This window comes from Actinoplanes sp. CA-252034 (genome assembly GCF_050956125.1).
In the GTDB taxonomy this organism is placed as follows: Bacteria; Actinomycetota; Actinomycetes; order Mycobacteriales; family Micromonosporaceae; genus Actinoplanes.
Window position 1 is genome coordinate 5,094,113 of the sequence record NZ_CP191846.1, and the last position, 20,238, is coordinate 5,114,350.

Annotated in this window: 22 protein-coding genes and 1 riboswitch; of the genes, 12 read left to right on the forward strand and 10 right to left on the reverse strand. The window is 72.4% G+C overall.

Annotated elements, in window-relative coordinates; translation table 11 throughout:
- The first annotated feature begins 9 nt into the window (after positions 1 to 9).
- The 3 genes from ACQPZW_RS23160 to ACQPZW_RS23170 are packed head-to-tail and all read left to right on the forward strand — an operon-like array spanning position 10 to position 2,714.
- Positions 10 to 939 (forward strand): tyrosine-type recombinase/integrase, encoded by a 930-nt coding sequence (locus ACQPZW_RS23160; RefSeq protein WP_433797019.1) that lies wholly within the window; start codon positions 10 to 12, stop codon positions 937 to 939.
- Positions 940 to 999: 60 nt separating this feature from the next.
- A complete protein-coding gene (locus tag ACQPZW_RS23165; RefSeq protein ID WP_433797020.1) occupies positions 1,000 to 1,836 on the forward strand; it encodes an undecaprenyl-diphosphate phosphatase in 837 nt (278 codons plus the stop codon).
- On the forward strand, positions 1,833 to 2,714 hold the full coding sequence (locus tag ACQPZW_RS23170; RefSeq protein WP_433797021.1) for a DUF3626 domain-containing protein: 882 nt from the start codon (positions 1,833 to 1,835) through the stop codon (positions 2,712 to 2,714). Before ACQPZW_RS23165 ends, ACQPZW_RS23170 begins: the two co-directional genes overlap by 4 nt.
- Here ACQPZW_RS23170 and ACQPZW_RS23175 read toward each other — a convergent pair.
- Positions 2,692 to 3,189, reverse strand: coding sequence for an RBBP9/YdeN family alpha/beta hydrolase (locus tag ACQPZW_RS23175; protein WP_433797022.1), 498 nt, complete (start codon positions 3,187 to 3,189; stop codon positions 2,692 to 2,694). The genes ACQPZW_RS23170 and ACQPZW_RS23175 overlap by 23 nt on opposite strands.
- A gap of 66 nt (positions 3,190 to 3,255) precedes the next feature.
- On the opposite strand from ACQPZW_RS23175, the gene ACQPZW_RS23180 reads away from it, so the two are divergent.
- From ACQPZW_RS23180 to ACQPZW_RS23190, 3 genes are all read left to right on the forward strand, one after another.
- Positions 3,256 to 3,957 (forward strand): class I SAM-dependent methyltransferase, encoded by a 702-nt coding sequence (locus tag ACQPZW_RS23180; protein ID WP_433797023.1) that lies wholly within the window; start codon positions 3,256 to 3,258, stop codon positions 3,955 to 3,957.
- A gap of 169 nt (positions 3,958 to 4,126) precedes the next feature.
- Positions 4,127 to 4,480, forward strand: coding sequence for a hypothetical protein (locus tag ACQPZW_RS23185; RefSeq protein WP_433797024.1), 354 nt, complete (start codon positions 4,127 to 4,129; stop codon positions 4,478 to 4,480).
- Positions 4,481 to 4,532: 52 nt separating this feature from the next.
- Positions 4,533 to 5,258 (forward strand): SGNH/GDSL hydrolase family protein, encoded by a 726-nt coding sequence (locus ACQPZW_RS23190; RefSeq protein WP_433797025.1) that lies wholly within the window; start codon positions 4,533 to 4,535, stop codon positions 5,256 to 5,258.
- 255 nt (positions 5,259 to 5,513) lie between these two features.
- Here the strand turns inward: ACQPZW_RS23190 and ACQPZW_RS23195 are convergent, their stop codons facing one another.
- The 6 genes from ACQPZW_RS23195 to ACQPZW_RS23220 all read right to left on the reverse strand — a co-directional run bounded on the left by ACQPZW_RS23195 (position 5,514) and on the right by ACQPZW_RS23220 (position 12,193).
- The gene (locus tag ACQPZW_RS23195) at positions 5,514 to 6,206 is read right to left on the reverse strand and encodes a hypothetical protein (protein WP_433797026.1); all 693 of its coding nucleotides are present in this window, start codon (positions 6,204 to 6,206) and stop codon (positions 5,514 to 5,516) included.
- Between the two features lie 485 nt (positions 6,207 to 6,691).
- The gene (locus ACQPZW_RS23200) at positions 6,692 to 7,051 is read right to left on the reverse strand and encodes a GntR family transcriptional regulator (RefSeq protein ID WP_433797027.1); all 360 of its coding nucleotides are present in this window, start codon (positions 7,049 to 7,051) and stop codon (positions 6,692 to 6,694) included.
- The gene (locus tag ACQPZW_RS23205; protein ID WP_433797028.1) at positions 7,051 to 8,427 is read right to left on the reverse strand and encodes an MFS transporter; all 1,377 of its coding nucleotides are present in this window, start codon (positions 8,425 to 8,427) and stop codon (positions 7,051 to 7,053) included. Before ACQPZW_RS23205 ends, ACQPZW_RS23200 begins: the two co-directional genes overlap by 1 nt.
- Before the next feature lie 73 nt (positions 8,428 to 8,500).
- Entirely contained in the window at positions 8,501 to 8,950 is a 450-nt protein-coding gene (locus ACQPZW_RS23210; protein WP_433797029.1) for a hypothetical protein, read from the reverse strand.
- A 1-nt stretch (position 8,951) separates the two neighbouring features.
- The gene (locus ACQPZW_RS23215; RefSeq protein WP_433797030.1) at positions 8,952 to 10,733 is read right to left on the reverse strand and encodes a dynamin family protein; all 1,782 of its coding nucleotides are present in this window, start codon (positions 10,731 to 10,733) and stop codon (positions 8,952 to 8,954) included.
- Positions 10,730 to 12,193: a dynamin family protein gene (locus ACQPZW_RS23220; RefSeq protein ID WP_433797031.1), complete on the reverse strand. Its 1,464-nt coding sequence runs from the start codon at positions 12,191 to 12,193 to the stop codon at positions 10,730 to 10,732. The genes ACQPZW_RS23215 and ACQPZW_RS23220 overlap by 4 nt, the downstream gene beginning before the upstream one ends.
- Before the next feature lie 209 nt (positions 12,194 to 12,402).
- On the opposite strand from ACQPZW_RS23220, the gene ACQPZW_RS23225 reads away from it, so the two are divergent.
- The 6 genes from ACQPZW_RS23225 to ACQPZW_RS23250 all read left to right on the forward strand — a co-directional run bounded on the left by ACQPZW_RS23225 (position 12,403) and on the right by ACQPZW_RS23250 (position 18,066).
- Positions 12,403 to 14,892 (forward strand): LuxR C-terminal-related transcriptional regulator, encoded by a 2,490-nt coding sequence (locus ACQPZW_RS23225; RefSeq protein WP_433797032.1) that lies wholly within the window; start codon positions 12,403 to 12,405, stop codon positions 14,890 to 14,892.
- Positions 14,893 to 14,921: 29 nt separating this feature from the next.
- Entirely contained in the window at positions 14,922 to 15,419 is a 498-nt protein-coding gene (locus ACQPZW_RS23230; protein ID WP_433797033.1) for a LuxR family transcriptional regulator, read from the forward strand.
- Positions 15,420 to 15,462: 43 nt separating this feature from the next.
- Positions 15,463 to 16,044 (forward strand): phosphotransferase-like protein, encoded by a 582-nt coding sequence (locus ACQPZW_RS23235; protein ID WP_433797034.1) that lies wholly within the window; start codon positions 15,463 to 15,465, stop codon positions 16,042 to 16,044.
- A gap of 53 nt (positions 16,045 to 16,097) precedes the next feature.
- Positions 16,098 to 16,868 (forward strand): lysophospholipid acyltransferase family protein, encoded by a 771-nt coding sequence (locus ACQPZW_RS23240; RefSeq protein WP_433797035.1) that lies wholly within the window; start codon positions 16,098 to 16,100, stop codon positions 16,866 to 16,868.
- A gap of 126 nt (positions 16,869 to 16,994) precedes the next feature.
- Positions 16,995 to 17,582 carry a hypothetical protein gene (locus ACQPZW_RS23245; protein ID WP_433797036.1) on the forward strand — a complete coding sequence of 196 codons (588 nt, stop codon included), beginning with the start codon at positions 16,995 to 16,997 and terminating at the stop codon, positions 17,580 to 17,582.
- A gap of 87 nt (positions 17,583 to 17,669) precedes the next feature.
- Positions 17,670 to 17,737: riboswitch (guanidine-III (ykkC-III) riboswitch) on the forward strand.
- Between the two features lie 14 nt (positions 17,738 to 17,751).
- Complete coding sequence (locus ACQPZW_RS23250; RefSeq protein ID WP_433797037.1) at positions 17,752 to 18,066, forward strand: DMT family transporter; 315 nt, start codon at positions 17,752 to 17,754, stop codon at positions 18,064 to 18,066.
- A gap of 28 nt (positions 18,067 to 18,094) precedes the next feature.
- Here the strand turns inward: ACQPZW_RS23250 and ACQPZW_RS23255 are convergent, their stop codons facing one another.
- From ACQPZW_RS23255 to ACQPZW_RS23265, 3 genes are all read right to left on the reverse strand, one after another.
- Positions 18,095 to 18,772, reverse strand: a complete 678-nt coding sequence (locus ACQPZW_RS23255; protein ID WP_433797602.1) for a hypothetical protein — start codon at positions 18,770 to 18,772, stop codon at positions 18,095 to 18,097.
- 102 nt (positions 18,773 to 18,874) lie between these two features.
- A complete protein-coding gene (locus ACQPZW_RS23260; RefSeq protein ID WP_433797038.1) occupies positions 18,875 to 19,576 on the reverse strand; it encodes a VOC family protein in 702 nt (233 codons plus the stop codon).
- Complete coding sequence (locus ACQPZW_RS23265) at positions 19,576 to 20,220, reverse strand: DUF998 domain-containing protein (protein WP_433797039.1); 645 nt, start codon at positions 20,218 to 20,220, stop codon at positions 19,576 to 19,578. Before ACQPZW_RS23265 ends, ACQPZW_RS23260 begins: the two co-directional genes overlap by 1 nt.
- Positions 20,221 to 20,238: the final 18 nt, after the last annotated feature.

Consider the following 20,238-nt stretch of genomic DNA (forward strand, 5'->3'; position numbering starts at 1 on the left):
ATGACCGGCATGTCACTGCAGCCACACCGGTCCCTGCCACCGGTCACGCCCGCGTCGGCGACCGAGTTCACCGAGGCGTGGCTGGCCAACCGGCGGCTGTCGGAGCACACCCGGGCCGCCTACCGCCGTGACGTCGCGACGTGGCTCGCCTGGTGCGCCGAGCGGCACCTCGACCCGCTGCACGCCACGTTCCTCGACGTCAACGCCTACGCCCGCCAGCTGGAGGCCAAACCGTTGGCCCCGGCGTCGGTGGCCCGCAAGCTGTCCGGCGTGTCCAGCTGGTACGACTTCCTCGTCAAACTGCAGGTCGTGCCCACCAACCCGGTCGGCGGCGCGGACCGTCCCCAACTCGACCGCGACCACTCCGCGACCCTCGGTCTCACCCCGGCCGAGGTCGACGCGCTGCTGGACGCCGCGTCGCGGGCCGGGACCCGCCACCACGCCATGATCACCATGTTGGCCGACCTGGGGCTGCGCGTCGGGGAACTGGTCGGCCTCGACCTGATCGACGTCGGCCACGACCGCGGCCACCGCACCGTGCGGTTCACCGGCAAAGGCGGCAAGGCCCGCCGCCGCGCCCTGACCCCGGCCGTGTCCGCCGCCCTCGACGACTACCTGCGTGAGCGTGGCCTGCAACCCGGGCCGCTGTTCGCCACCGCCACCGGCGCCCGCGTCGACCGGCACGCGGTGTTCCGGCTCGTGCGCCGGCTGGCCGCCGACGCCGGCATCGAGGAGGCCGGCCGGCTGTCACCGCACTCCCTGCGGCACGCGTTCGCGACCACCGCCCGCGCCGAAGGTGTCCCCCTCGAAGACGTCCAGGACGCCATGGGACACGCCGACCCGCGGACCACCCGCCGCTACGACCGTGACCGGTTCAACCTCGACCGTGACCCCGCGTACACGATCGCCGCGGCCCGTGCCCGCCGCAACAGCCCGTGACCATGCCCCCTATGCTCTGAACCCGGCAACGACAGAGCGGGCGGGGTTTTGAGCGCGGAAATGAGCATCGTCGAGGCAGTGATCCTCGGCGCGGTCGAAGGTGTCACCGAGTTCCTGCCGGTGTCGAGCACCGGGCACCTGACGATCCTGGAGAAACTGTTCGGTCACCGGATCGACGACCCGGACATCACCGCCTTCACGGTGATCATCCAGTCGGGTGCCGTGCTGGCCACCATCCTGTTCCTGCGCAAGGACATCGCCCGGGTCGTGCCCGCGTTCTTCAAGGGCCTGTTCGACAAGACCCGCCGCGACCACGAGGACTTCCGGTTCGGGTGGGCGGTGCTGCTCGGCTCCATCCCGATCGTCATCGCCGCGCTGCTGTTCAAGGACCAGATCGAAGGGACCCTGCGCAGCCTCTGGTTCGTCGCCGGAGCCCTGATCGTGTGGTCCGGGGTGATGGCGTTCGCCGACCACGCCGCCACCCAGGTCCGCCATCAGGAGGACGTCACCTGGAAAGACACCCTCATCATCGGTGTCGTGCAGTGCATGGCGCTGATCCCCGGCATCTCCCGGTCCGGCGCCACCATGTCCGCCGGGCTGCTGCGTGACCTCGACCGGGTGACCGTCACGAAACTGTCGTTCTTCCTGTCCATCCCGGCCTTGACCGGCGCGTCGATCCTGCAGGGCGTCGAAGAGGCCGACCGGATCTCCGCCGGCGTCGGCTGGACCAACACGATCGTCGCGACCGTCGTCAGTTTCGTCGTCGCCTACGCGTCGGTCACCTGGCTGCTCAAATTCGTGTCCAAGCACTCCTACAGCATCTTCATCTTCTACCGGCTCGCGCTCGGGTCGCTGCTGCTGGTGCTGCTCGCCACCGACACGATCTCCGCGAAATGACCCCGACGGAGACAGCGCTCGCCCACGTGCGGGCGCTGTCTCCGTCTGCGGGGGCCGTGCCCGACGCGCCGATCACCGTCAACTTCCACCCCGACCGGCTACTGGCCGACGGCCGGGACGTCGCCCAGCACCTCGCCGACGACCGCGTCTACCGGACGCAGTACGAGACCGGCATCTCCAACGGCGGCCTCGGCGGTGACCGGCCCGCCTGGGAGCGGCGGATGTTCGGTGACTGCGGCACCCGGCCCGTCTACGGGGCCCTCAACCTCGCCGGCCACCCCGACGGGGCCGCACCCCGCTTCGGCAGCTGCCACCTGATCCTGCGGCCCCACGTCCGCGACCGGGCCACCTACAGCCTCGGCGACAGCGTCACCCTCCCACAGATCGTCGGGACCGCCACGACGTTCACCGCCGTCCGGGAGGGGCTGCTGGCGCAGGTCACCCGTACCGGCCAGGCCCTCGGGGTCACCGCAACCAGCCCGCAGCAGTGGCTGGCCGCCCTGGCCGCACCCCGCGCCCACGCCGGGCGCACCCTCGACGACTACGTCGAAGCGCAGATCCACGGCGGTGTCACCCTCGGCGACGACGTCGCCGCCCTGGTCGCCGACCCGTCGTTTCGTGGCACCGCCACCGAGACCCGGCTCCAGGCCCTCGGACCACCGATCCGCTGGCACCCCGGATTCCGGCTCGACGCCGACGCGTTCCCCGCCGACCTGCGCGGCCCGCAGATCCCGCCGCTGGCCCGCGCCATCGCCCGCCGCTACCGTGAACCGGTCCTGGACGCGGCGATCCTGGGCCGCGCCGCCCGCGACGGCGACGACCCGCAACTGGTCAAATACCTGTGGCACATCCTGGTCATGCGGGGCCGGCCAGCCTAGCGACCAGTTTCTCCCCGGCCGGCCACGGCCCGAACCCGGAACTGGAATCCAGATGGCCCACCGGCCCGGCGTCGACCAACTCGCCACCCCAATCGCGGGCCAACTGCTCCCCGTAGGGGAACGAGCAATGCGGATCGTCGCGGCTGACCACCACGATCGACCGGAACGGCAACGGCTGCCGCGGCACCGGCGGGCCCTGCGGCGGCGTCACCAGCAACGCCGCCGTCACCGGCCCGGTGAACTGCTGCGCCCACCACGCCACCGTCACACAGCCGGCGCTGTGCGCGATCAGGACCGCCGGATCGGTCGACGCGGACACCACCGCCTGCAACGCCGCCACCCGGTCCTCGGCCACATACGGCGCACCGGGCGGCTCCGGCGCCCACCGATAGTCACGGTGTGCACGCGCCCACTGCCGCGACCAGTGGTTGGGAAACGGCACCCCGCGGCCGGGCACCAGCAGAAAACGGGTCACCCCCGGCAGCGTAACGGCAAACGTGAATACCTGCCGTGATCGTGGCCATGCCATATCGTCGTGCGCGTGCCCGACCAGAAATTCGCCCACCCCCGGCTGGCCGCCGTCTACGACACGTTCGACAGCGACCGCGGTGACCTCGACGCCTACCTCGACATCGTCGACGAGCTCGGCGCCCACCGGATCCTCGACTACGGCTGCGGCACCGGCAGCCTCGCCGTCCGGCTCGCCGGCACCCGTGACGTGACCGGCTACGACCCGGCCGCCGCGTCACTGGACATCGCCCGCGGCAAGTCACCCCACGTCGACTGGCGCGGTGACCTCGACGGCCTGTCCGACTTCGACCTGGTCCTGATGACCGGCAACGTCGCCCAGGTGTTCCTCACCGACGACGACTGGGCCCACACGTTGACGACCGTGTCCGGCCTGCTGCGCCCCGGCGGGTTCCTGGTCTTCGAGACCCGCCGTCCCGAATACCGGATCTGGGACGAATGGGCCCACCGCAAGCCGCAGACCCGCGAGGTCCCCGGCATCGGCACGGTCGAACACCACTTCCAGCTCACCGACGTGCGGCTGCCGCTGGTGTCGTTCCGCGACACGTACACCTTCGGTGACGGCGAGGTCCTCACCTCCGACTCCACCCTGCGCTTTCGTGACCGCAACGAACTCGACGCCGACCTCACGGCCGCCGGATTCCACATCGTCGACGTGCGCCAGGCCCCCGACCGGCCCGCCCAGCAACGGGTCCTGCTGTGCGAAAAACCATGAGACGGTACGGCCAGTAGGACAACCGTGCCCTACCCCGCGACGTTGCCGGCCGGTCCCGGCCGGCAACGCGACCGCCGGGCTGAATGCGGCCCCACCCACGAACCGCCGAACCCGGCTCCCGCTCGCCCACCTCGGCCGCTCGCCGGGTTCGGCGCCGACCCCGGCCGCCATGATCACCGGCAGCGCCCTTTTGATGGGCTCGGCCGCATTCCTCACCGGCCACGCCACCGGAACCGGCCACGCCACCGGCGGCACACCGGCGCCGGTGACCGCAGCCGGGACGTCGAGCCGCCGCCGGGCCGCCGTGAACGTCACCGTCCTGCTGGTCACCGCCACGGCCGTCTCCATTCTGCTGATCATGGCGGCCGGCCGGCACCCGACGAGCGGCCGGCGATACGCCACCGGCACCGGCAGCCTCTCCCTGTTCTGGACAGCCGGTGCACTGGCTGCCGGGCCGGTCCTCGGCATGCTCGGCCACGCCGCCGCACCGGGCGCCGTCGACGTCACCGGATACCGCAACTGACGGCACGAAATCGGCTCGCGCCGACGCCGGGCGTCGCGCATCATCGACGACCATGAGACGGTACGTCGCCCTCGGCGACTCGATGTCGATCGACGACTACGCGGGCGGTCCCGGCCGTGGCGCGGCGAGCCTGCTGCACCGCAACCTCGACACCGACTTCCCCGACTGGGCCGGCCGTGACCTGGCCGCCAACGGCTGGAGCGTCGACGTGGCGGCCCGCGACGGCGCCGTCACCGCCGACGTCCTCGACCGGCAACTGCCGCACCTGAACGGCGGCCCCGACCTGGCCACCCTCACCGTCGGCGGCAACGACCTGCTGACCGCCTACGGCGACGACACCGCCGCCGCGGCCGTCATCGGACGGGTCGCCGCCCAGGCCGAGGCGATCCTGATCCGGCTGCCGCGCACCTGCCGGGTCGTGGTCACCACCGTCTACGACCCCAGCGACGGCACCGGCACCGCGCCCGGACTCACCCCGTGGCCGATGGCGCCGCACTGGATCCGTACCCTCAACAACACCCTGACCGACGTGGCCGCCCGCCACGGCGCGATCCTGGCCGACGTGCACGCCGCCTTCACCGGCCACGGCGTGACCGCCGGGAACCCGGCACAGACCGACGCCCGCCCCGCCAACCGTGACCTGTGGTTCTGCGGCGTCATCGAGCCCAACGCGTGGGGTGCCCACGCCATCCGCGCCACCTGGTGGAACGCCCTGGCCGAGGCCGCCGACAGCCCCCTGATCCCCGGCCCCGGACCCGGACCCCGCTCCGGAAACTAGGAATCCTTCGCGGTCGAAGCCTGGCGGCAGTCTGCCGCAAGTCCGGGCTGGCAGCCTCGCGAGGCTGCCAGCCCGGGTGTGGCGAGCGTCGATGTCCGGTCCTGGCTGCACCCGATCGGTGAGCGGGGCTGCGGGTGCTGCGACGGGGTTCGCTGACGGTCAGGCCTTACCCAGGATGTAAGTGCTGTGACGGGTTAGTGGATGGGCGGCCTCAGCGGGGCCGCCCCACCTGGCCGCCTGACCGGGGCGGCCGTCTTACGGGTGCTGTGGCGGGTTGCGGACGGGCAGGCCGACGGTGGGCGGCCGGTCGCGGCGCAGGCGCTCGGCCGGGCGGCGGCTGCCGGTGAAGTCGTAGCGGCGCAGGTCACGGCGGATCCGAAGAGTGGTCAGCACGGCCAGCAGCATCGACCCGGCGGCGGCCAGGCCGTAGGTGTAGCGCAACAGCTGCGGTGACGGTTGTCCGGCGTTCGGTGGGAACCAGCCCAGCGGGTCGATGAGCGCCACCATGCGGTCTCCGGCACGCACGTCGCGGTCGGCGAAGACCAGGACCTCACCCAGGTCCTCGCCGTCGGCTGTGGTCCTCGCCACGACGAGTTGGTAGCCCTCATGGGCGGTGTCGTCGCCGGCGGTCACCACCACCGGCACCCGCCGGCCGGCCACGTCCAGATAGGCCGATGCCACGCCGGCGCTCGCCGCGATCGCGAACAGCAGGGTCACCACGCTGATGCCCGTGAACCACACCGGCCGCCGGTCGAGCGGGTCCTCACCGGCGAACCACAGCAGCACCGGCGCGATCAGGCCGAGGAGCATCGCCGGGACCGCCGTGATCGTCAGCGCGGTCGAACCCGGCCCGGTCAGCACCCCGACGGTGACCCACGCCGACAGGCACACGAACATGGCGGCGAGCGACAGGAGAACCTGTCGCAGGATCAGGCGATTGCGGGGCACGGGCAACATCCTGCCCCGCCGACGCAACCATGGGTGGCTATCGAACAGTATCGGCGCGGTGCGGTCACCGTTCCCGGGCGGGCGCCTCTGCCGAGCGCCCGGGGACGGTGTCCGAACCCGATCCCGGCACCGGGAGCATCGGCCGCTGCGACGGCCAACGGAACGCGCGCCGGGACGGCGACCGCGAGCGGAATGGCCGCTGCGATGGCGACGGCAAGCGGGACGGCTACCACGAGCGGAATGGCCGCCGGGATTGGTGACCGCGCGCCGGACGCCCGCCGGGACTGCGGCGGTGAGCGGGACGGCCGCTGCCGTGACCATGAAGCAGGCCGGGGTGGGCGCCGGGTTCGCTGGTCAGGGTGGGCGGTGCGCCGGGGCTACGCCCGTGAGGCGCGCTGGTGGGCGCGCCCGGTCGCCTGCGTCGCGTTCGACAGCCACGGCAGTGGTGGTGCGGCGCGGGGCGGCCGACGGCGTACCCCCACCGGTCATTGATCTTCTAATGCGGCCTTGACCAGCGCTAACGCCGCTTCCGGTGGGATGCCGAGAGCCCGGACGCGTTCGGCGTAGGCCTGGGCGGCGCGGGCCGCCTGGCCGGAGGTGTTGGTGGCCTTGGCGGTGATGACCGTGCCGTGCCGGCCGCGGGTCTGCACCAGGCCGGCCTGCTCGAGCTCGCGGTAGGCGCGGGCCACCGTGTTGACCGCCAGCCCCAGGTCGCCGGCGAGCTGGCGCACCGGCGGCAGACGGGTGCCCGCTGCCAGGTCGCCGTCGGCGGCCAGGGCGGCGATGCGCAGGCGGACCTGTTCGTAGGGTGGGGTCGCCGACGCCGGGTCGATGCTGATGTCCATCAGATCAGCTTGGGCGGGGTGTTGCCGACGGCCTCGATGGCGCGCCGGATCGGCACGAACGCCAGGAGCACGCCGCCGATCAGGAAGAACACGACCAGCGACACGATGCCGGCGCGGTAGCTGTTGGTGAGCTGGAAGATCAGGCCGAAGAACAGCGGGCCGAGCCAGCTGGTGCCTTTGTCGCTGATCTCGTAGAAGCCGTAGTACTCGCCTTCTTTGCCGGCCGGGATGAGCTGGGAGAACAGGCTGCGCGACAGGGCCTGGCTGCCGCCCATGACGATGCCGATGCCGGCGCCGAGCAGCATGAACGGGATCGGTTCGCCCTCGGGCAGGAAGTAGGCGGCCGACACCACGCCCAGCCACAGGGCCAGGGCGATCAGGATGGTCTTGCGGGCGCCGATGCGGGTGGCCAGTGCGCCCAGGGCCAGGGCGCCGCCGAAGGCCAGGAACTGCACGATCAGGATGGTCAGGATCAGCGCCGACTGTTCGAGTTTGAGTTCTTCGGTGCCGAACTGGCTGGCCAGGGCGATGACCGTCTGGATGCCGTCGTTGTAGATCAGGTACGCGCCGAGGAACGCCAGGGTCAGCGGGTAGGCGCGCATGCCCTTGATGGTGTGGCCGAGCTGTTTGAAGCCGTCGGTGAGCACGTTGCCGCCCGTCTGCGGTTTCGACGCGGCGCCGGGGTGCTCGCGCAGCCACAGCAGCGGCACGATCGTGAACGCCGCCCACCAGATGCCGGCCGACACGATCGACCAGCGGGCCAGGTCCAGGGTGCGTTGCGGGTTGCCCTCCTGCGACAGGCTCATCACCGCGACCAGGTTGAGCAGCAGCAGCACACCGCCGCCGAGGTAGCCGACGGCCCAGCCGCGGCTGGAGATCCGGTCGCGGTCGTCGGGGCCGGCCAGGTGCGGCAGGAACGAGTTGTAGACGACGATCGCCGCGCCGAAGGAGATGTTGGCGACGATGAACAGCAGCCCGCCGAGCAGGTAGCGGTCGCCGGTGACGAAGGCCATCGCGACGGTGGCGGCCGCGCCGGTGAACGCGGCGCCGGCCAGCAGCGGCTTCTTACGCGGGGCGCGGTCGGCGATCGCGCCCATCACCGGCAGGACGAACACGGTCAACAGCACCGACAGGCTGACCAGGTACGCGTAGTAGGAGCCGGCGGCGACCGGGATGCCCAGCGGGTGGACGGTGCCGTCGCAGGTGTCGGCGTCGATGGCGCAGCCGGCGGCCCGCTCGGTGACGGTGGTCAGGAACGGGCCGAGGAACACGGTGATGACGGTGGTGGAGAACGCCGAGTTCGCCCAGTCGTAGAAGTACCAGCCGGTGCGTTCCCGCTTGCTCGCGAGGGTGGTGCTGTTGCCGTCGACGGCCATCGGGTGCGCTCCTACGAATGTGGTCGGTGCGCGGTCATGATGCCATCACTGCGACGTCAGCGGGAGATGTGGATCACTGTTCACCTGTCGTCCACCACCGGGCGAGGGCGGCGGTGGCGGGATCGTCGGAGGCGGTCAGCACCGTCCACGGGTCGGCGCCCTCGGGGATCTCGATGCCGGCGTAGGAGGCGAGCTCCTCGGGGGTGACGTTCTCGACCGGTGGCAGGAAGCCGGTGGGGTCGGCGGCGCCCAGGGTGGTGGCGTCGATCCAGGGGAAACCGTCGACGGGTTCGGGCAGGTCGACCTCCAGCGCCGGTGGGAAGACGGTGTCGTCGGCGACGGCCGCGGCCTCCTCGGGCAGGTCATGCAGTTCGGGCAGGTCGGGGACGTGCGGGATCTCCTGCACGTCCGGCAGGTCCCAGGTGTCGGGGTCGTCGTGGGCGAGCGGCTCGTGCAGCGGGGTGTGGTCGTCGGGCAGGTCGAAGCCGAACGCGTCGTCGTCGTGGTCCCAGTGGTCGGTCATCTCAGGCCTGTCCTTCGTCGGTGGGAGTGGGGGTGAGGGAACGGGCCCGTAGCAGGGCTTCGTCGGCGGCCCGCAGGCGTGCCGCCGCGGTGTCACGGTCGGTGGTGGCCGCGGCCCGGCGTTTCGCGCGTCCGGCGGCATCCTCGGCGGCGGCCGCGTCGATCTCGGCGATGAGCGCGTCGAGTTCACGGAGCCGGCGTTCGATGGCGTCGTCGAGGGCGACCGACAGGGCGTACTGCAGGTCGGTGAACCGGCCGCTGATCTCGTCGGTCAGTGCCGCCCGCGCTTCGGCGAGCACGTCACGCAGCCAGGTGTGGGCGTGCCGGCGGTCGGTGTGCACGCGCCGGCGGTAGATGACGTACCCGCCGGCGGCCAGGCCGAGTCCCAGTCCGGCGAACGGCATCAGCAGCCCGGCCCCGCCGATGCCGAGCGCCGATACGCCGAGCATCGCGCCGCGCCCGGCGATCAGGGCGATCCCGCCGGCGGACAGGGCGATGAGCATGTTGTCGCCGGAGCCGTCGCGGGGCGGGCCGGCGGTCATGGCGTGGCGCAGGGTGGCGCTGACGCGGGCCGGGTCGAACGTGTCGGCCAGCACCTTCTCGGCCACGTCGCGATAGGTGTCCTCCAGGATGGTCGACAGTTGCGCGGCGACCGCCTGCAGCTGGGTGTCGAGGTCGTCGGGCAGTGCGGTCAGGGCCTCGCCCTTGGCGGCGTCGATGCGTCGCGCGTAGTCGTGCTGGACTTCGGTGAGCCGGGTCCGTAGCCGGCCGACGACCGCGACCCGGGCGTGCTGGATCTCGGCGTTGAGTTTGAGGGTCCACTGGCGTGACTCGGTGCGTTTGCGGGCGGCCAGCGCGGCGCGTTCGGCGCGGGTGGCGGCCTGTGCGGTGGCGTCGGCGGCGGCCGCGTTCACCCGTTCGTCGGCCAGGTCACGCAGGCGGGTCAGGTCCCGGTGGGCGGCGCGCAGCACGTTGGCCAGGCGCAGTTGGTGCCCGCGGCCGGCCAGTTCGACCAGGGCGTGTTGCAGGGCGGGGACCTTCGACTCGGCGGCCAGGGTGTCGCGGGTGGCCGCGTCGGCGGTCAGGGCCGCCTCGGCCAGGCGCGCCGACACCGGGAACCAGGGTGCGCCGGCGAAGCGTGGGGCGTGGGCCTGCAGCAGCGACCGGTTGTCCTCGGCGATGGTCCGCCACTGCGGATACGCGTCGATCTTGGTGAGGGCGAAGACGACGGCGTCGACGCGTTCGGTCGCGGCGGCCAGGAAGTCGAGCTCCGGCTGCGACAGTGGGGCGGAGGCGTCGGCGACGAACAGCAGGGCGGTGGCCCGGCGTACCGCGTCCAGGGCGATCGTGGCGTGCACCGGGTCGAGGCCGCCGGCGCCCGGGGTGTCGAGCAGGGTCAGGTATTGCAGCAGCGGCGCCGGGTGGGTGACCTCGATCTTGCGGGTGCGCTGGTGGCCCCGGGCCCACGACGACAGGTCGTCGATGTCGATCTGGTCGCCGCCGGGTAGCCACGCCCGGGCGGTGAACGTGTCGCCGGGAACGAAGCTCAGGTACGCCGCGGTGGTGACGGCGGCGTCCACCGGCGACAGGCCGGGCACGCCGAGCAGCGCGTTGACCAGGGAGCTCTTGCCGCGTTTGGTCTCGCCGACGACGACCACGCCGGGCCGGGTCAGGTGGGCGCGGCGTAGCTGGGCCAGGTCGGCGGCGGCGTCCGGGTCGGCGGTGCGCAGGTACGACAGGGTGTCACGCACGGCGGTGTCGAGTAGCGTCGTCAGGTCCTTCACCGGCGGACCTCCTGGGCGAGCAGCTGGAAACCGCGGTGGGCGACGTGCGCGATGCGGGCCTGGGCCGGGCCGGCGCCGTCGACGGCGTAGGCGCGCCAGCGGCCGGCCGCGGCGACCGCCGCCGTGGCCACGTCGGCGTCGGCGGCGCCGGGCAGGTCGAGGATGAAGCGGGGGTCGGTGGAGGTGGCCAGCCGGATCAGCTCGTGCTCGCGGTCGGCCGGCAGCGGCACGGCGCCGGTCGCTGCCCGCTGGGCGGCGTCGAGCAGCCGCAGCCGGTGGTAGGCGGGGTCGCGGAGCGCCTGCTCGACGGCGTCGCGGATGATGTCGCGGTTACGTCGGTCCAGTGAGGCCAGACGTTCCAGGCGGGTCAGTGCCCATCCGGCTTTGATCGCGTCGGAGCGCCAGCGGAACGTCTGGTCGACGGTGGCGGTCAGCCGGGCCAGCCCGGATGCCGCCGCCAGCCGTCGCACCAGCTCGCCGGTGCCCAGCTTCGGCGCCTCGGCCAGCTGGGCGCAGGCGAAGCCGATGCCGTACAGGTCGAGGCGGGTCAGCAGCCGTTCGCGTTGGTCGGCGCTGACAGGGGCGGGCCGGCGGCGGAACAGGTCGGCCGACATCAGCAGCAGCGACAGCTCGGCGGGCGCCAGGGCCGCGAGCCGGGCCAGGGCGTCGCGGTCGCCGCCGGTCAGCCGGCCGGCCTCGGCGGTCTCGGCCAGCAGGCCGGCCACCGGCACCACGTCACCGACGGTGCGGGCCAGCAGTTGCGCCTGCTGGCGGGCCAGCGGTTCGGCCACCGGCCACGGATCGGCGGCGCCGCCGGCCAGCGTGTCAATGCGGCCCAGCACCCCGATCGCGTTGATCGGGCTGGTCGCCAGGCGTGCCGACGCGTTGTGGAAGGCCTGCAGGGCGCGTACGTCGTCGGCGCGGACGGCCTGGGTGAACACGTACACCACCGCCTCGGCGGCGGCGACCTCGCCGGCGGAGTCGTCGTCGATGCCGACGGCGGCCTCGGCGCGGGCGCTGCCGGCGGTGTCGGTCGACGCCAGGCCGGGGGTGTCCACGACGGTCAGGTCCCGCAGCCGGTCGCTGGTGAGAGCGACGTCGACGTACGCGATCCGTGTCGCGGGCACGCCGAGACGGTCCGGGACCATGCCGTCCTCGTCCAGGGGCAGGCTGTGCCGGTCACCGTCACGGGTGACCACGTCGATACGGTCGGCGGGCCCGTAACGGAATCGGGTGACCACGCGCGTGCACTCTCCGGCCGCGGTGGGGGCGACCCGCCGCCCGATGAGCGCGTTGACTAGTGTCGACTTTCCGGCTTTAAGGCGCCCCGCGATCGCCACCCGTAACGGATCGTGAAGACGGTTGCTAATGTGCTGGACCTGTTGACCAGCATCGGAGGAAACCCGGGTGACGATCTCGTGACAGAGAGTCGCGATTCCGGAGGTGAGCGGCCCGTTCACTTCGACTCGTCAGCGCAGCACACCGTCGGCGACAATGTGCTTATCGCGGAAGTCGACGTCACGAAAGGGCCCTCCTGTAGTTCACCGCAGTCTCGCAGAGCCTACGGAGGCCGGCACCGTGACCGGGATCCCGAGATCGTGCCAGTGATGCCGGCGCCACGGATGGTGGCCGGTGCAGAGAAGTTCGTGACGGGGATGGGAGGGCGCAGGTGACGGACGAGCCAGAGGTGGCCGCCCGAACCGCTCTGCGCCAGGGGCCCGCCCTCGTCGTGTTGACCGGGCCGCCCGGCTGCGGACGTACCACCCTGTTGCGGCGCATCGCCGCCGCCGTGCCCGGCCCCGCCCACCTCGGCGGCGGCCTGGCCATGCTGTCGCAGGTCCCGGCCCTGGCCCTGTCCCGGGCGGTCCGGGCCCGGCTGCCCGCCGACGACGTGCCCCTGCTCGCCGAGGCCGTCCGCTCCCGCATCCGCGGCGGTCTGCTGATCCTCGACGACCTGCAACACGCCGACCCGGCCACCCTCGCCGCCCTGCCACACCTGGCCCGCAGCTGCCGGGTGCTCGTCGCCGTGCGGACCCCGCACCGCCTGCCCGAACCGCTCGCGGGCGCCCTGCGCGACGCCGCGACCGCATGGCTGGCGATCCCACCGCTGACCAGCGAGCAGGCACACGCCCTGGTCCGCAAGAGCGCCGGCGGCCTCGACGAGCAGTCCACCGCCGCCGTCGTCGCCCGCGCCGGCGGCAACCCCCTCGCCATCACCGCACTGGCCCGCCAGGCAGCCGCGGGCCGCGCCCCGATCGGCGAGGACATCGACCAGGTGGCGTACGCGATCGCCGCCGCCCTGGCCGACCTGCCCCGCCCCGCCCGGACCGCCCTGGCCGCGCTCGGCCTGCTCGGACGCCCCGCCGCCCCCGCACTGCTGGGCACCGGCGCCGCCGACCTGCTGGCCGCCGGGCTGGTCACCGCCGAGGCCGGCGGCTCCCTGCTACCGGTGTCGGCGTACGTCGCCGAGACCGCCGCCGGGCTCCTCGACACCGCCGCCCGCGCCGACCTGCACGCCCGCCTCGCCGAGCTCACCCCACCGGCGGAGGCCGCCCGGCACCTCGCCGCCGCCGGAGACCCCGCCGGCGCCTACCGCACAGCCCTCGCCGCCGCCGACCGGGCCACCGGCGCCGAACGCGCCGCGCTGCTGCTGTTCGCCTGCGGGCTACCCGCCGACGTCGACCCGCGCGTGCGTCTCGCCGCCGCCGACGCGGCCCTGGCCACCGGCCGGGCCACCGACGCCGCCGACGTCCTGCGACCACTGGCGGCCCTGGCCGGGCCCGTCCCCGGCGCCGTACCGGTCGACCCACTCGCGCTGGAAGCCGCCGCGCTGCGCGGCGAAGCCCTACTGCAGGCCGGCGAGCCGTCCACCGCCCGCGACGCGGTCCGCGCCGTACCGGACACCGCCGCCGCGCGTATCGTCGCCGCCCGCGACCGGGTCCAACTACTGTGCGCCCTGGCCACCGAACCGATGAGCGCCCTCGAACTGGCCGACAAGATCGCCGTCCGGCACCCGCAGCCCCCACCGGGCATCGTCGCCGCCCTGGCCGCGGTCCGCGCCACCCACCGGCTACCCGGCTGGGACACCGCACTGCGCGAGGCCGCCGGATCCGCCGACCCGCTCATCTCCCACTGGTCGGCGTGGCTGCTCGTGGAACACCTCGCCGCGGAAGGCCGCCTGACCGACGCCGCAGCCGCCGCCCTGACCGCGGCCACCGCCGCCGCCGCGACACTCGCCTACGGCTGGCAGACCCGATTCCTGGCCGCCGCCGACTGGACGCTCGCCCTGCACGGCCCCGACGTGCCCACCGAACTGTCCTGGGACGGCATCGAAGGCGTGCTGCGCCGCGCCGCGAACCTCACCGACCGTGCCCTGCCCGAACAGGCCCGCGCCTACGCCACCGCCGCGACCGCCCTGATCGAAGCCGACACCGGACTACTCGCCGCCGCCCGCGCCCGCCTGCAGAACGCCCCCGCCCACCCGGCCGCCGCCTGGGTCGCCCGCGAAGCCGCCTGGCTCGACGGACAACCCGACCGCGCCGCCCGGACCCCCGCCGACGCCGGCACCGGCCTGCTCGCCGGCCTCCACGCGATCACCGCCCGGTGGGCCGCCTACGACCTCGGCCAGCCCGGCACCGCGGCGATCCCCGTCGACCTGCCCATCGCCGCCCGCCGCACCCTCACCGCCTGGGCCGTCGGCTCCGGCCTGGACACCGCCGCCGACAGCTGGCAACCGGTCGCCCTCCGCGAACAGATCCGCTGCCTGATCGCCGCCGGACTCACCAGCACCGACCGAGACCAGGCCGTCGCCGCACTACTACGCGCCGAGCACCTCGCCGACACCGCCGGACTCACCGTCCTGGCCGGCCGCGCCCGCCGCGGACTCCGCCGCCACCAGATCCAACGCGACAGCCGCAGCCCCCGCTCCGACGGCCGGCTCACCCGCCGCGAACTGGACGTCCTCGGCCTGGTCGCGGCGGGGGAGCCGACCCGCCGCATCGCCGGGCAACTCGGCATCTCCGCCGAGACCGTCGACACCCACATCCGCGCGAGCATGCGCAAACTCGGGGCACGCACCCGGACCGAAGCAGCGGCACTGGCCTTCACCACCACCCCGGCAAGACCCGAACCCTTCGACATCAGCGAGGATGGCCGGTGATACGACAACCCGACGATGCCCCACGTCACGTGGTCGCCACTTCCGCCGAAGCCGACACCGTCCTGCGGCGCCTGGCCCGCGACGGATGGACCACCCGGGCCGGGTTCGCCCTACCCGACCCGTCCTGGGACGTCGGCGCCGCCCACCTGATCCTGCACGCCCGCATCAGCGACGACGACCTCGAATCAGCGCAACTCGCCGTCCTGGCCGCAGCCCGCGGCGCCGGCGTCGTCGCCGTCTGCGACCCCGAGTCACCCGCCGGACGCGCCCTCATCGACGACCTGTCCCGGCTCGGCCCGGTCCACCGCGGCATGGACGGCTCCGACACCATCGCCAACCTCATCCCCGAACAACGCGCCCTCCTCGACCGGCTCGCCGCCGGCGACACCATCGCCGCCGCGGCCGCCGCCGAGTTCCTGTCGCTGCGCACCGCCAACCGCCGCATCGCCGAAGCCCGGGCCCTGTTCGGGGTCCGCACCACCCGCGAAGCAGTCCTGGCCTACCTACGCCAGCGTTCCCCCAGCTGACCGCCACCGTCGACACCCGCCACACACCGGCACAATCAGGCCCGTGACCGCTTCGACACCACCGGTGGTAATGCTCAACGGCGCCTCCTGCGCGGGTAAGACCACCCTCGGCCGGGCCCTGCAGAACCTCACCGGCGAACCCATGATGCTGCTCGGCCTGGACACCTGCTTCACGATGGTCCCCGACCGGTGGGCCGGCGGCCCCGAAGGACAGATGCGCCACCTCGGATTCGCCTACGACCGGCTACCCGACGACGACGGCCACCCGATGCTACGCATCACCCACGGCGACATCGGCACCCGCATGCTGACCGGTTTCCACCGCGCCGTCACCGCCCTCCTCGCCGCCGGCAACCCGGTGATCATCGACGAGATGCTGCTCAGCGACCACATCCGCGACGACTGGCTGCACGTGCTCACCCCATGGCGGCCACTGTACGTCGGGGTGTACTGCGACGACACCGAACTGGCCCGCCGCGAACACGCCCGCGGCAACCGGCCCGGCCTGGCCCGCTGGTCGGCCCGACACGCCCACCACGGCATGACCTACCACCTGAGCGTCGACACCACCACCACCGACCCGGCCACCGCCGCCGCCCGCATCGCCGCCGCCCTCACCGGCTGACAGACAGGTCAGCCGCCCCGGCCCAGAGGCGGGCATGCGATCATTCGAGACTCATGGACAGCCCACCTACCTGGCGAGCACCGCGACTATGGCGGTGGCTGCTCGCCGCCGCCCGGATCGTGCTGATCCCGTTCGCCCGCCTACGGGTGTCCGGCAGCCTGCCCGAGCACCTGCGCGGCGGACCGGTCATCCTGGCCGCCAACCACGTCAGCCCGATCGACCCGCTCGTCATCATGGCAGCGTGCCACCACACCGGCATCGTGCCCCGCTTCATGGCCACCGGCGGCGTCTTCCGCGCACCCGTCCTCGGCGCGATCATGCGGCACTGCGGGCACATCCGCGTCGACCGCAACACCGCCCACGTCGCCGACGCCCTGCCCAACGCCGCGAAAGCCCTCGCCGAGAACTCCGCCGTACTGGTCTACCCCGAAGGCCGCATCGGCCTTGACCCCTGGATGTGGCCCGAACGCGGCAAGACCGGAACAGCCCGGATAGCCCACATGACCGGCGCACCCGTCCTACCGGTCGCCCAATGGGGCACCCACGCCGTCATGCCGTGGCAAGCCCCGAAACACGCCGGCCGCGCCCTCCTGCGCGCCCTACTGACCCGCCCCGTGGTGCAGGTCCGCTTCGGTGACCACCCGGTCGACCTCAGCACCGCACAGACCGGCACCCCCGGCGCCCAGGCTCTGCACGCCACCCGGCTGATCATGGACGCTCTCGACGAGACCCTGACACCGCTGCGCCACGACCAGATGCAGACCCCGAAAGTGATCGACCGGTCCCGCCCACACGACCTGTCCCGCGTACGCCACCGGCACTGACCACCACCCGAGCGCGGCAGCGCAGTCCGAGGATCGCAGCCCCCACCCGGGCCACCATCACCACACGGGATGGACTCCCCGGCGAAACCCGCACGACCCCGGCCGCGGTGACCCACCCTGACCTGCATGATCACACGCTTCCTGACCGCCGCGGTGGCCGCCACCTGCGCCCTCACCTCAGCCGTCGCCGAACCCGCCCACGCCGCCGACCCCAGGCTCGACCACCCGAGGGTCGACCAGACGAGGCTCGACCACACGACGCCCGAACCCGCCCGGCTCAGCGCCGCCCAACGCAAAGTCCTCATCGACGCCACCAAACGCTTCACCGACGTCGACGAGGCCATCGCCACCGGCTACCTACCCACCGAACTGTGCACACCCGGCATGGGATGGCACTACCTCAACCCGAAACTCGCCGCCGCCCCCGCCATCGACCCCGTCTGGCCCGAAGTCCTGCTCTACGTGCCCGGCCCGAAGAACAGCATCCGCCTCGCCGGCATCGAATACTTCAAAGCCGACGCCGACGGCAACCTCACGACCGACCCCGACCGGCCCACCCTGTTCGGCCACCCCTTCGACGGCCCGATGACCGGCCACGAAGTCCCCGCCGGCGCCCCACCCATGCCAGTCCACTACGACTTGCACGTATGGCTCTACCTCACCAACCCCGCCGGACAACTCGCCCCCGACAACCCCCGCATCACCTGCCCCTGAGCACCCACCGACGCCGGGGGACGGTGTGATCGATCACCCGACCGGCCCGACCGCTCCCACCCCCGCCGTCGAGTGGCTAACCTCGGAAACGGCTCGTGACCACGAAGCCCCGGACGAGTTGCGTGTCGTACCCGGCCTGACAAGACGACCGCCCCCGAGGTGACCCGTCATGGCCTGGCTCGTCCTGATCATCTCCGGCCTGCTCGAAACCGTCTGGGCCATCGCCCTCGACCGCAGCGCCGGCTTCACCCGACCCGCACCCACCGCCGTCTTCGGCGTCGCCGTCATCCTCAGCATGGGCGGCCTCGGCTACGCCCTGCGCACCATCCCCGTCGGCACCGGATACGCCGTATGGGTCGGCATCGGCGCCGTCGGCACCGCCCTCGTCGGCATGATCGCCCTCAACGAACCGGCCAGCCTGCCCCGCATCATCTGCCTGCTCCTGGTCATCGCCGGCGTCGCCGGGCTCAAATACTTCCACTGAGCCCGGCCCCACCACCACACCAGCCGATTCAGCCCGCCTCGCCCAACTCCGCGAGGCGGGCCTCCACCTCAGCCAGCTCCGCCCGCAACCGCTGCGCCTGCTGCTCCGCCTCGGCCCGCTCCGCCGCCATGATCTGATCAACCGCCTCCTGCACCCCCGGCATGTCGATCAGCGACACCATCTTCAACGCCTCCGCCGGACGAATCACATACGGCCGGGCCAACGCCTTCGCACCCTGATTGGCCGCGATCGTCCACTCGCCCTCACCGTAGGCCAGAGTCACCGTCAAACTCGGACCCGGCTTCGCCTTCACCGGACGCGCCGCCTTACGCGCAGCCGTCACCGGCACCTCCTCCTCACTCTTACGCGGAGCCGGCGGCTTCACCGGAAGCGGCTTGTCGATCAGGAACTCCGGACCCGACAACACCGGCTCCACCGGCTCTACCACCACCGGGGCCGCCTTCCTCGGCACCGCACCCTTCGGCGCGATCCGCAGATCACCGGGGGAGAAGGGCAACTCGTCACGCCCGAACCTCACCACCACCCACTCATCCGACACCGCCGGATCCTCCAGAGCGACCACCTGCCCGATCTGCCCGGAGATCTGCCCCGCCGCATCGGTGAACTGCACCCGAGGCTTCCGACCGGCCGCCAGCGCGTCCCGAACCTGCTGCAACTCGTCCGCGGTCAGCCCACCGGCCTCCACGCCTGCCGCCGTCACAAACCCCACCACCTTCGTACGCCTGTATGAGAGCGGCTTCTTTCTACCAGCACCCACCGACAACAACCGCACACCACACCGAAATGATCAACACGAGTACGGCGGACGCCCCGTCACGCAATACTCCCGCCCCACCGGATCCCGCAACGTCGTCCAATCACCCGGCACCCGCCGCACCACACCCGCCCCCAACCCCACATGCCGCGCCACCTCGGCATCCACATCCACACACGCGAAATCCACATGCACCCCCGCCGGACCCGACCCGATCCGCTGCAACAACAACCCCATCCCCAGCCCCGACGGCCGCTCCAAGAACGAGAACTCCGGCAGATCCGAGCCCCGCACCGCCCACCCCGTCACCGCCGACCAGAACGCCACCTCCCGCTCATACACCCCCGCCGGCACATCCAGACACAACTGATCCACCACACTCACCGCCCCACAAGGCCGCACCGACTCCCCACCCCACGGCACCAGACAGAACACGATCCCAGCGGGGGAGCGAAACACCCGCACATCGCCGAGATCAGCCACCGCAGACGCCCCCAACCCCACCACCCGCCCCGCCGCGCCCGCCACATCCTCCACATGCAGATCCACATGCGCCCGCGGCACACCGTCACCCACCACCTGCACCCGCAGACACGCATCCCCCCGCACCGGCACCAACGTCGCAAACACACCACCGGCCCGCCGCCGCGACAACGACCACCCCGTCACCGCCACCCAGAACGACTCAGCCTCCCGCGACGGCGAATCCAGAAAACCCGTCACCCACCGCACCATCACCACACCTCACCCCCGGCGACAACACGGCCACGCACCAGCACATCCACACCCGCCGCACACGCCCACACCGACAACGGAAACACCGCCAACCGCTCCACCGCACCCACCCCCACACCCAACCCCACCTGCCGCAGAAACAACACCGCCGCCACCAGAGCGACCACCCCCGACACCGACGTCACCCACCCACGCCAGCCCCCGACACCCCACCCCGCCAGCACCAACCCCGCATTACCGGCCACGAACACCAGCACCGCCCCGAACACATGCCAGTTCTCGTCCACATCAGCCGGAAACAACCCCGCCAATCCCAAACCCACCGCACCCGACGCCATCAACCACCAAGCACCCCGCCCGACCGCCCCCAAACGGCGAACCAGAAACAAACCCACCACCAACAACACCGCCGTCACGACGAACGCCGCATTCATCACGTCATGCCCGGGGGAGCAGACATAACGAGGCCGAGACACATCCCACACCCCGCACCCGACATTCCCGAGATCACTGACGTTATGAAACGCCCAATCAAACCCCGGCTCCGCCCACCCCGCACCCACCACCACATTCGCCACCACGAACAACGGCGCCGCAACCACCCAACACCACGCCCCGACCAGCACACCCCGCGAAAGAAACATGCCGCCGAGTACACCGCC

Bases quoted from the DNA above. Each gene is read 5' to 3' on its own strand.
- ACQPZW_RS23170 (WP_433797021.1), top strand. From the start codon at position 1,833: ATGACCCCGACGGAGACAGCGCTCGCCCACGTGCGGGCGCTGTCTCCG.
- ACQPZW_RS23245 (WP_433797036.1), top strand. From the start codon at position 16,995: ATGATCACACGCTTCCTGACCGCCGCGGTGGCCGCCACCTGCGCCCTC.
- ACQPZW_RS23210 (WP_433797029.1), bottom strand. From the start codon at position 8,950: ATGACCGACCACTGGGACCACGACGACGACGCGTTCGGCTTCGACCTG.
- ACQPZW_RS23190 (WP_433797025.1), top strand. From the start codon at position 4,533: ATGAGACGGTACGTCGCCCTCGGCGACTCGATGTCGATCGACGACTAC.
- ACQPZW_RS23265 (WP_433797039.1), bottom strand. From the start codon at position 20,220: ATGTTTCTTTCGCGGGGTGTGCTGGTCGGGGCGTGGTGTTGGGTGGTT.
- ACQPZW_RS23205 (WP_433797028.1), bottom strand. From the start codon at position 8,427: ATGGCCGTCGACGGCAACAGCACCACCCTCGCGAGCAAGCGGGAACGC.
- ACQPZW_RS23165 (WP_433797020.1), top strand. From the start codon at position 1,000: ATGAGCATCGTCGAGGCAGTGATCCTCGGCGCGGTCGAAGGTGTCACC.
- ACQPZW_RS23200 (WP_433797027.1), bottom strand. From the start codon at position 7,051: ATGGACATCAGCATCGACCCGGCGTCGGCGACCCCACCCTACGAACAG.
- ACQPZW_RS23160 (WP_433797019.1), top strand. From the start codon at position 10: ATGTCACTGCAGCCACACCGGTCCCTGCCACCGGTCACGCCCGCGTCG.
- ACQPZW_RS23250 (WP_433797037.1), top strand. From the start codon at position 17,752: ATGGCCTGGCTCGTCCTGATCATCTCCGGCCTGCTCGAAACCGTCTGG.
- ACQPZW_RS23185 (WP_433797024.1), top strand. From the start codon at position 4,127: ATGATCACCGGCAGCGCCCTTTTGATGGGCTCGGCCGCATTCCTCACC.
- ACQPZW_RS23260 (WP_433797038.1), bottom strand. From the start codon at position 19,576: ATGGTGCGGTGGGTGACGGGTTTTCTGGATTCGCCGTCGCGGGAGGCT.
- ACQPZW_RS23240 (WP_433797035.1), top strand. From the start codon at position 16,098: ATGGACAGCCCACCTACCTGGCGAGCACCGCGACTATGGCGGTGGCTG.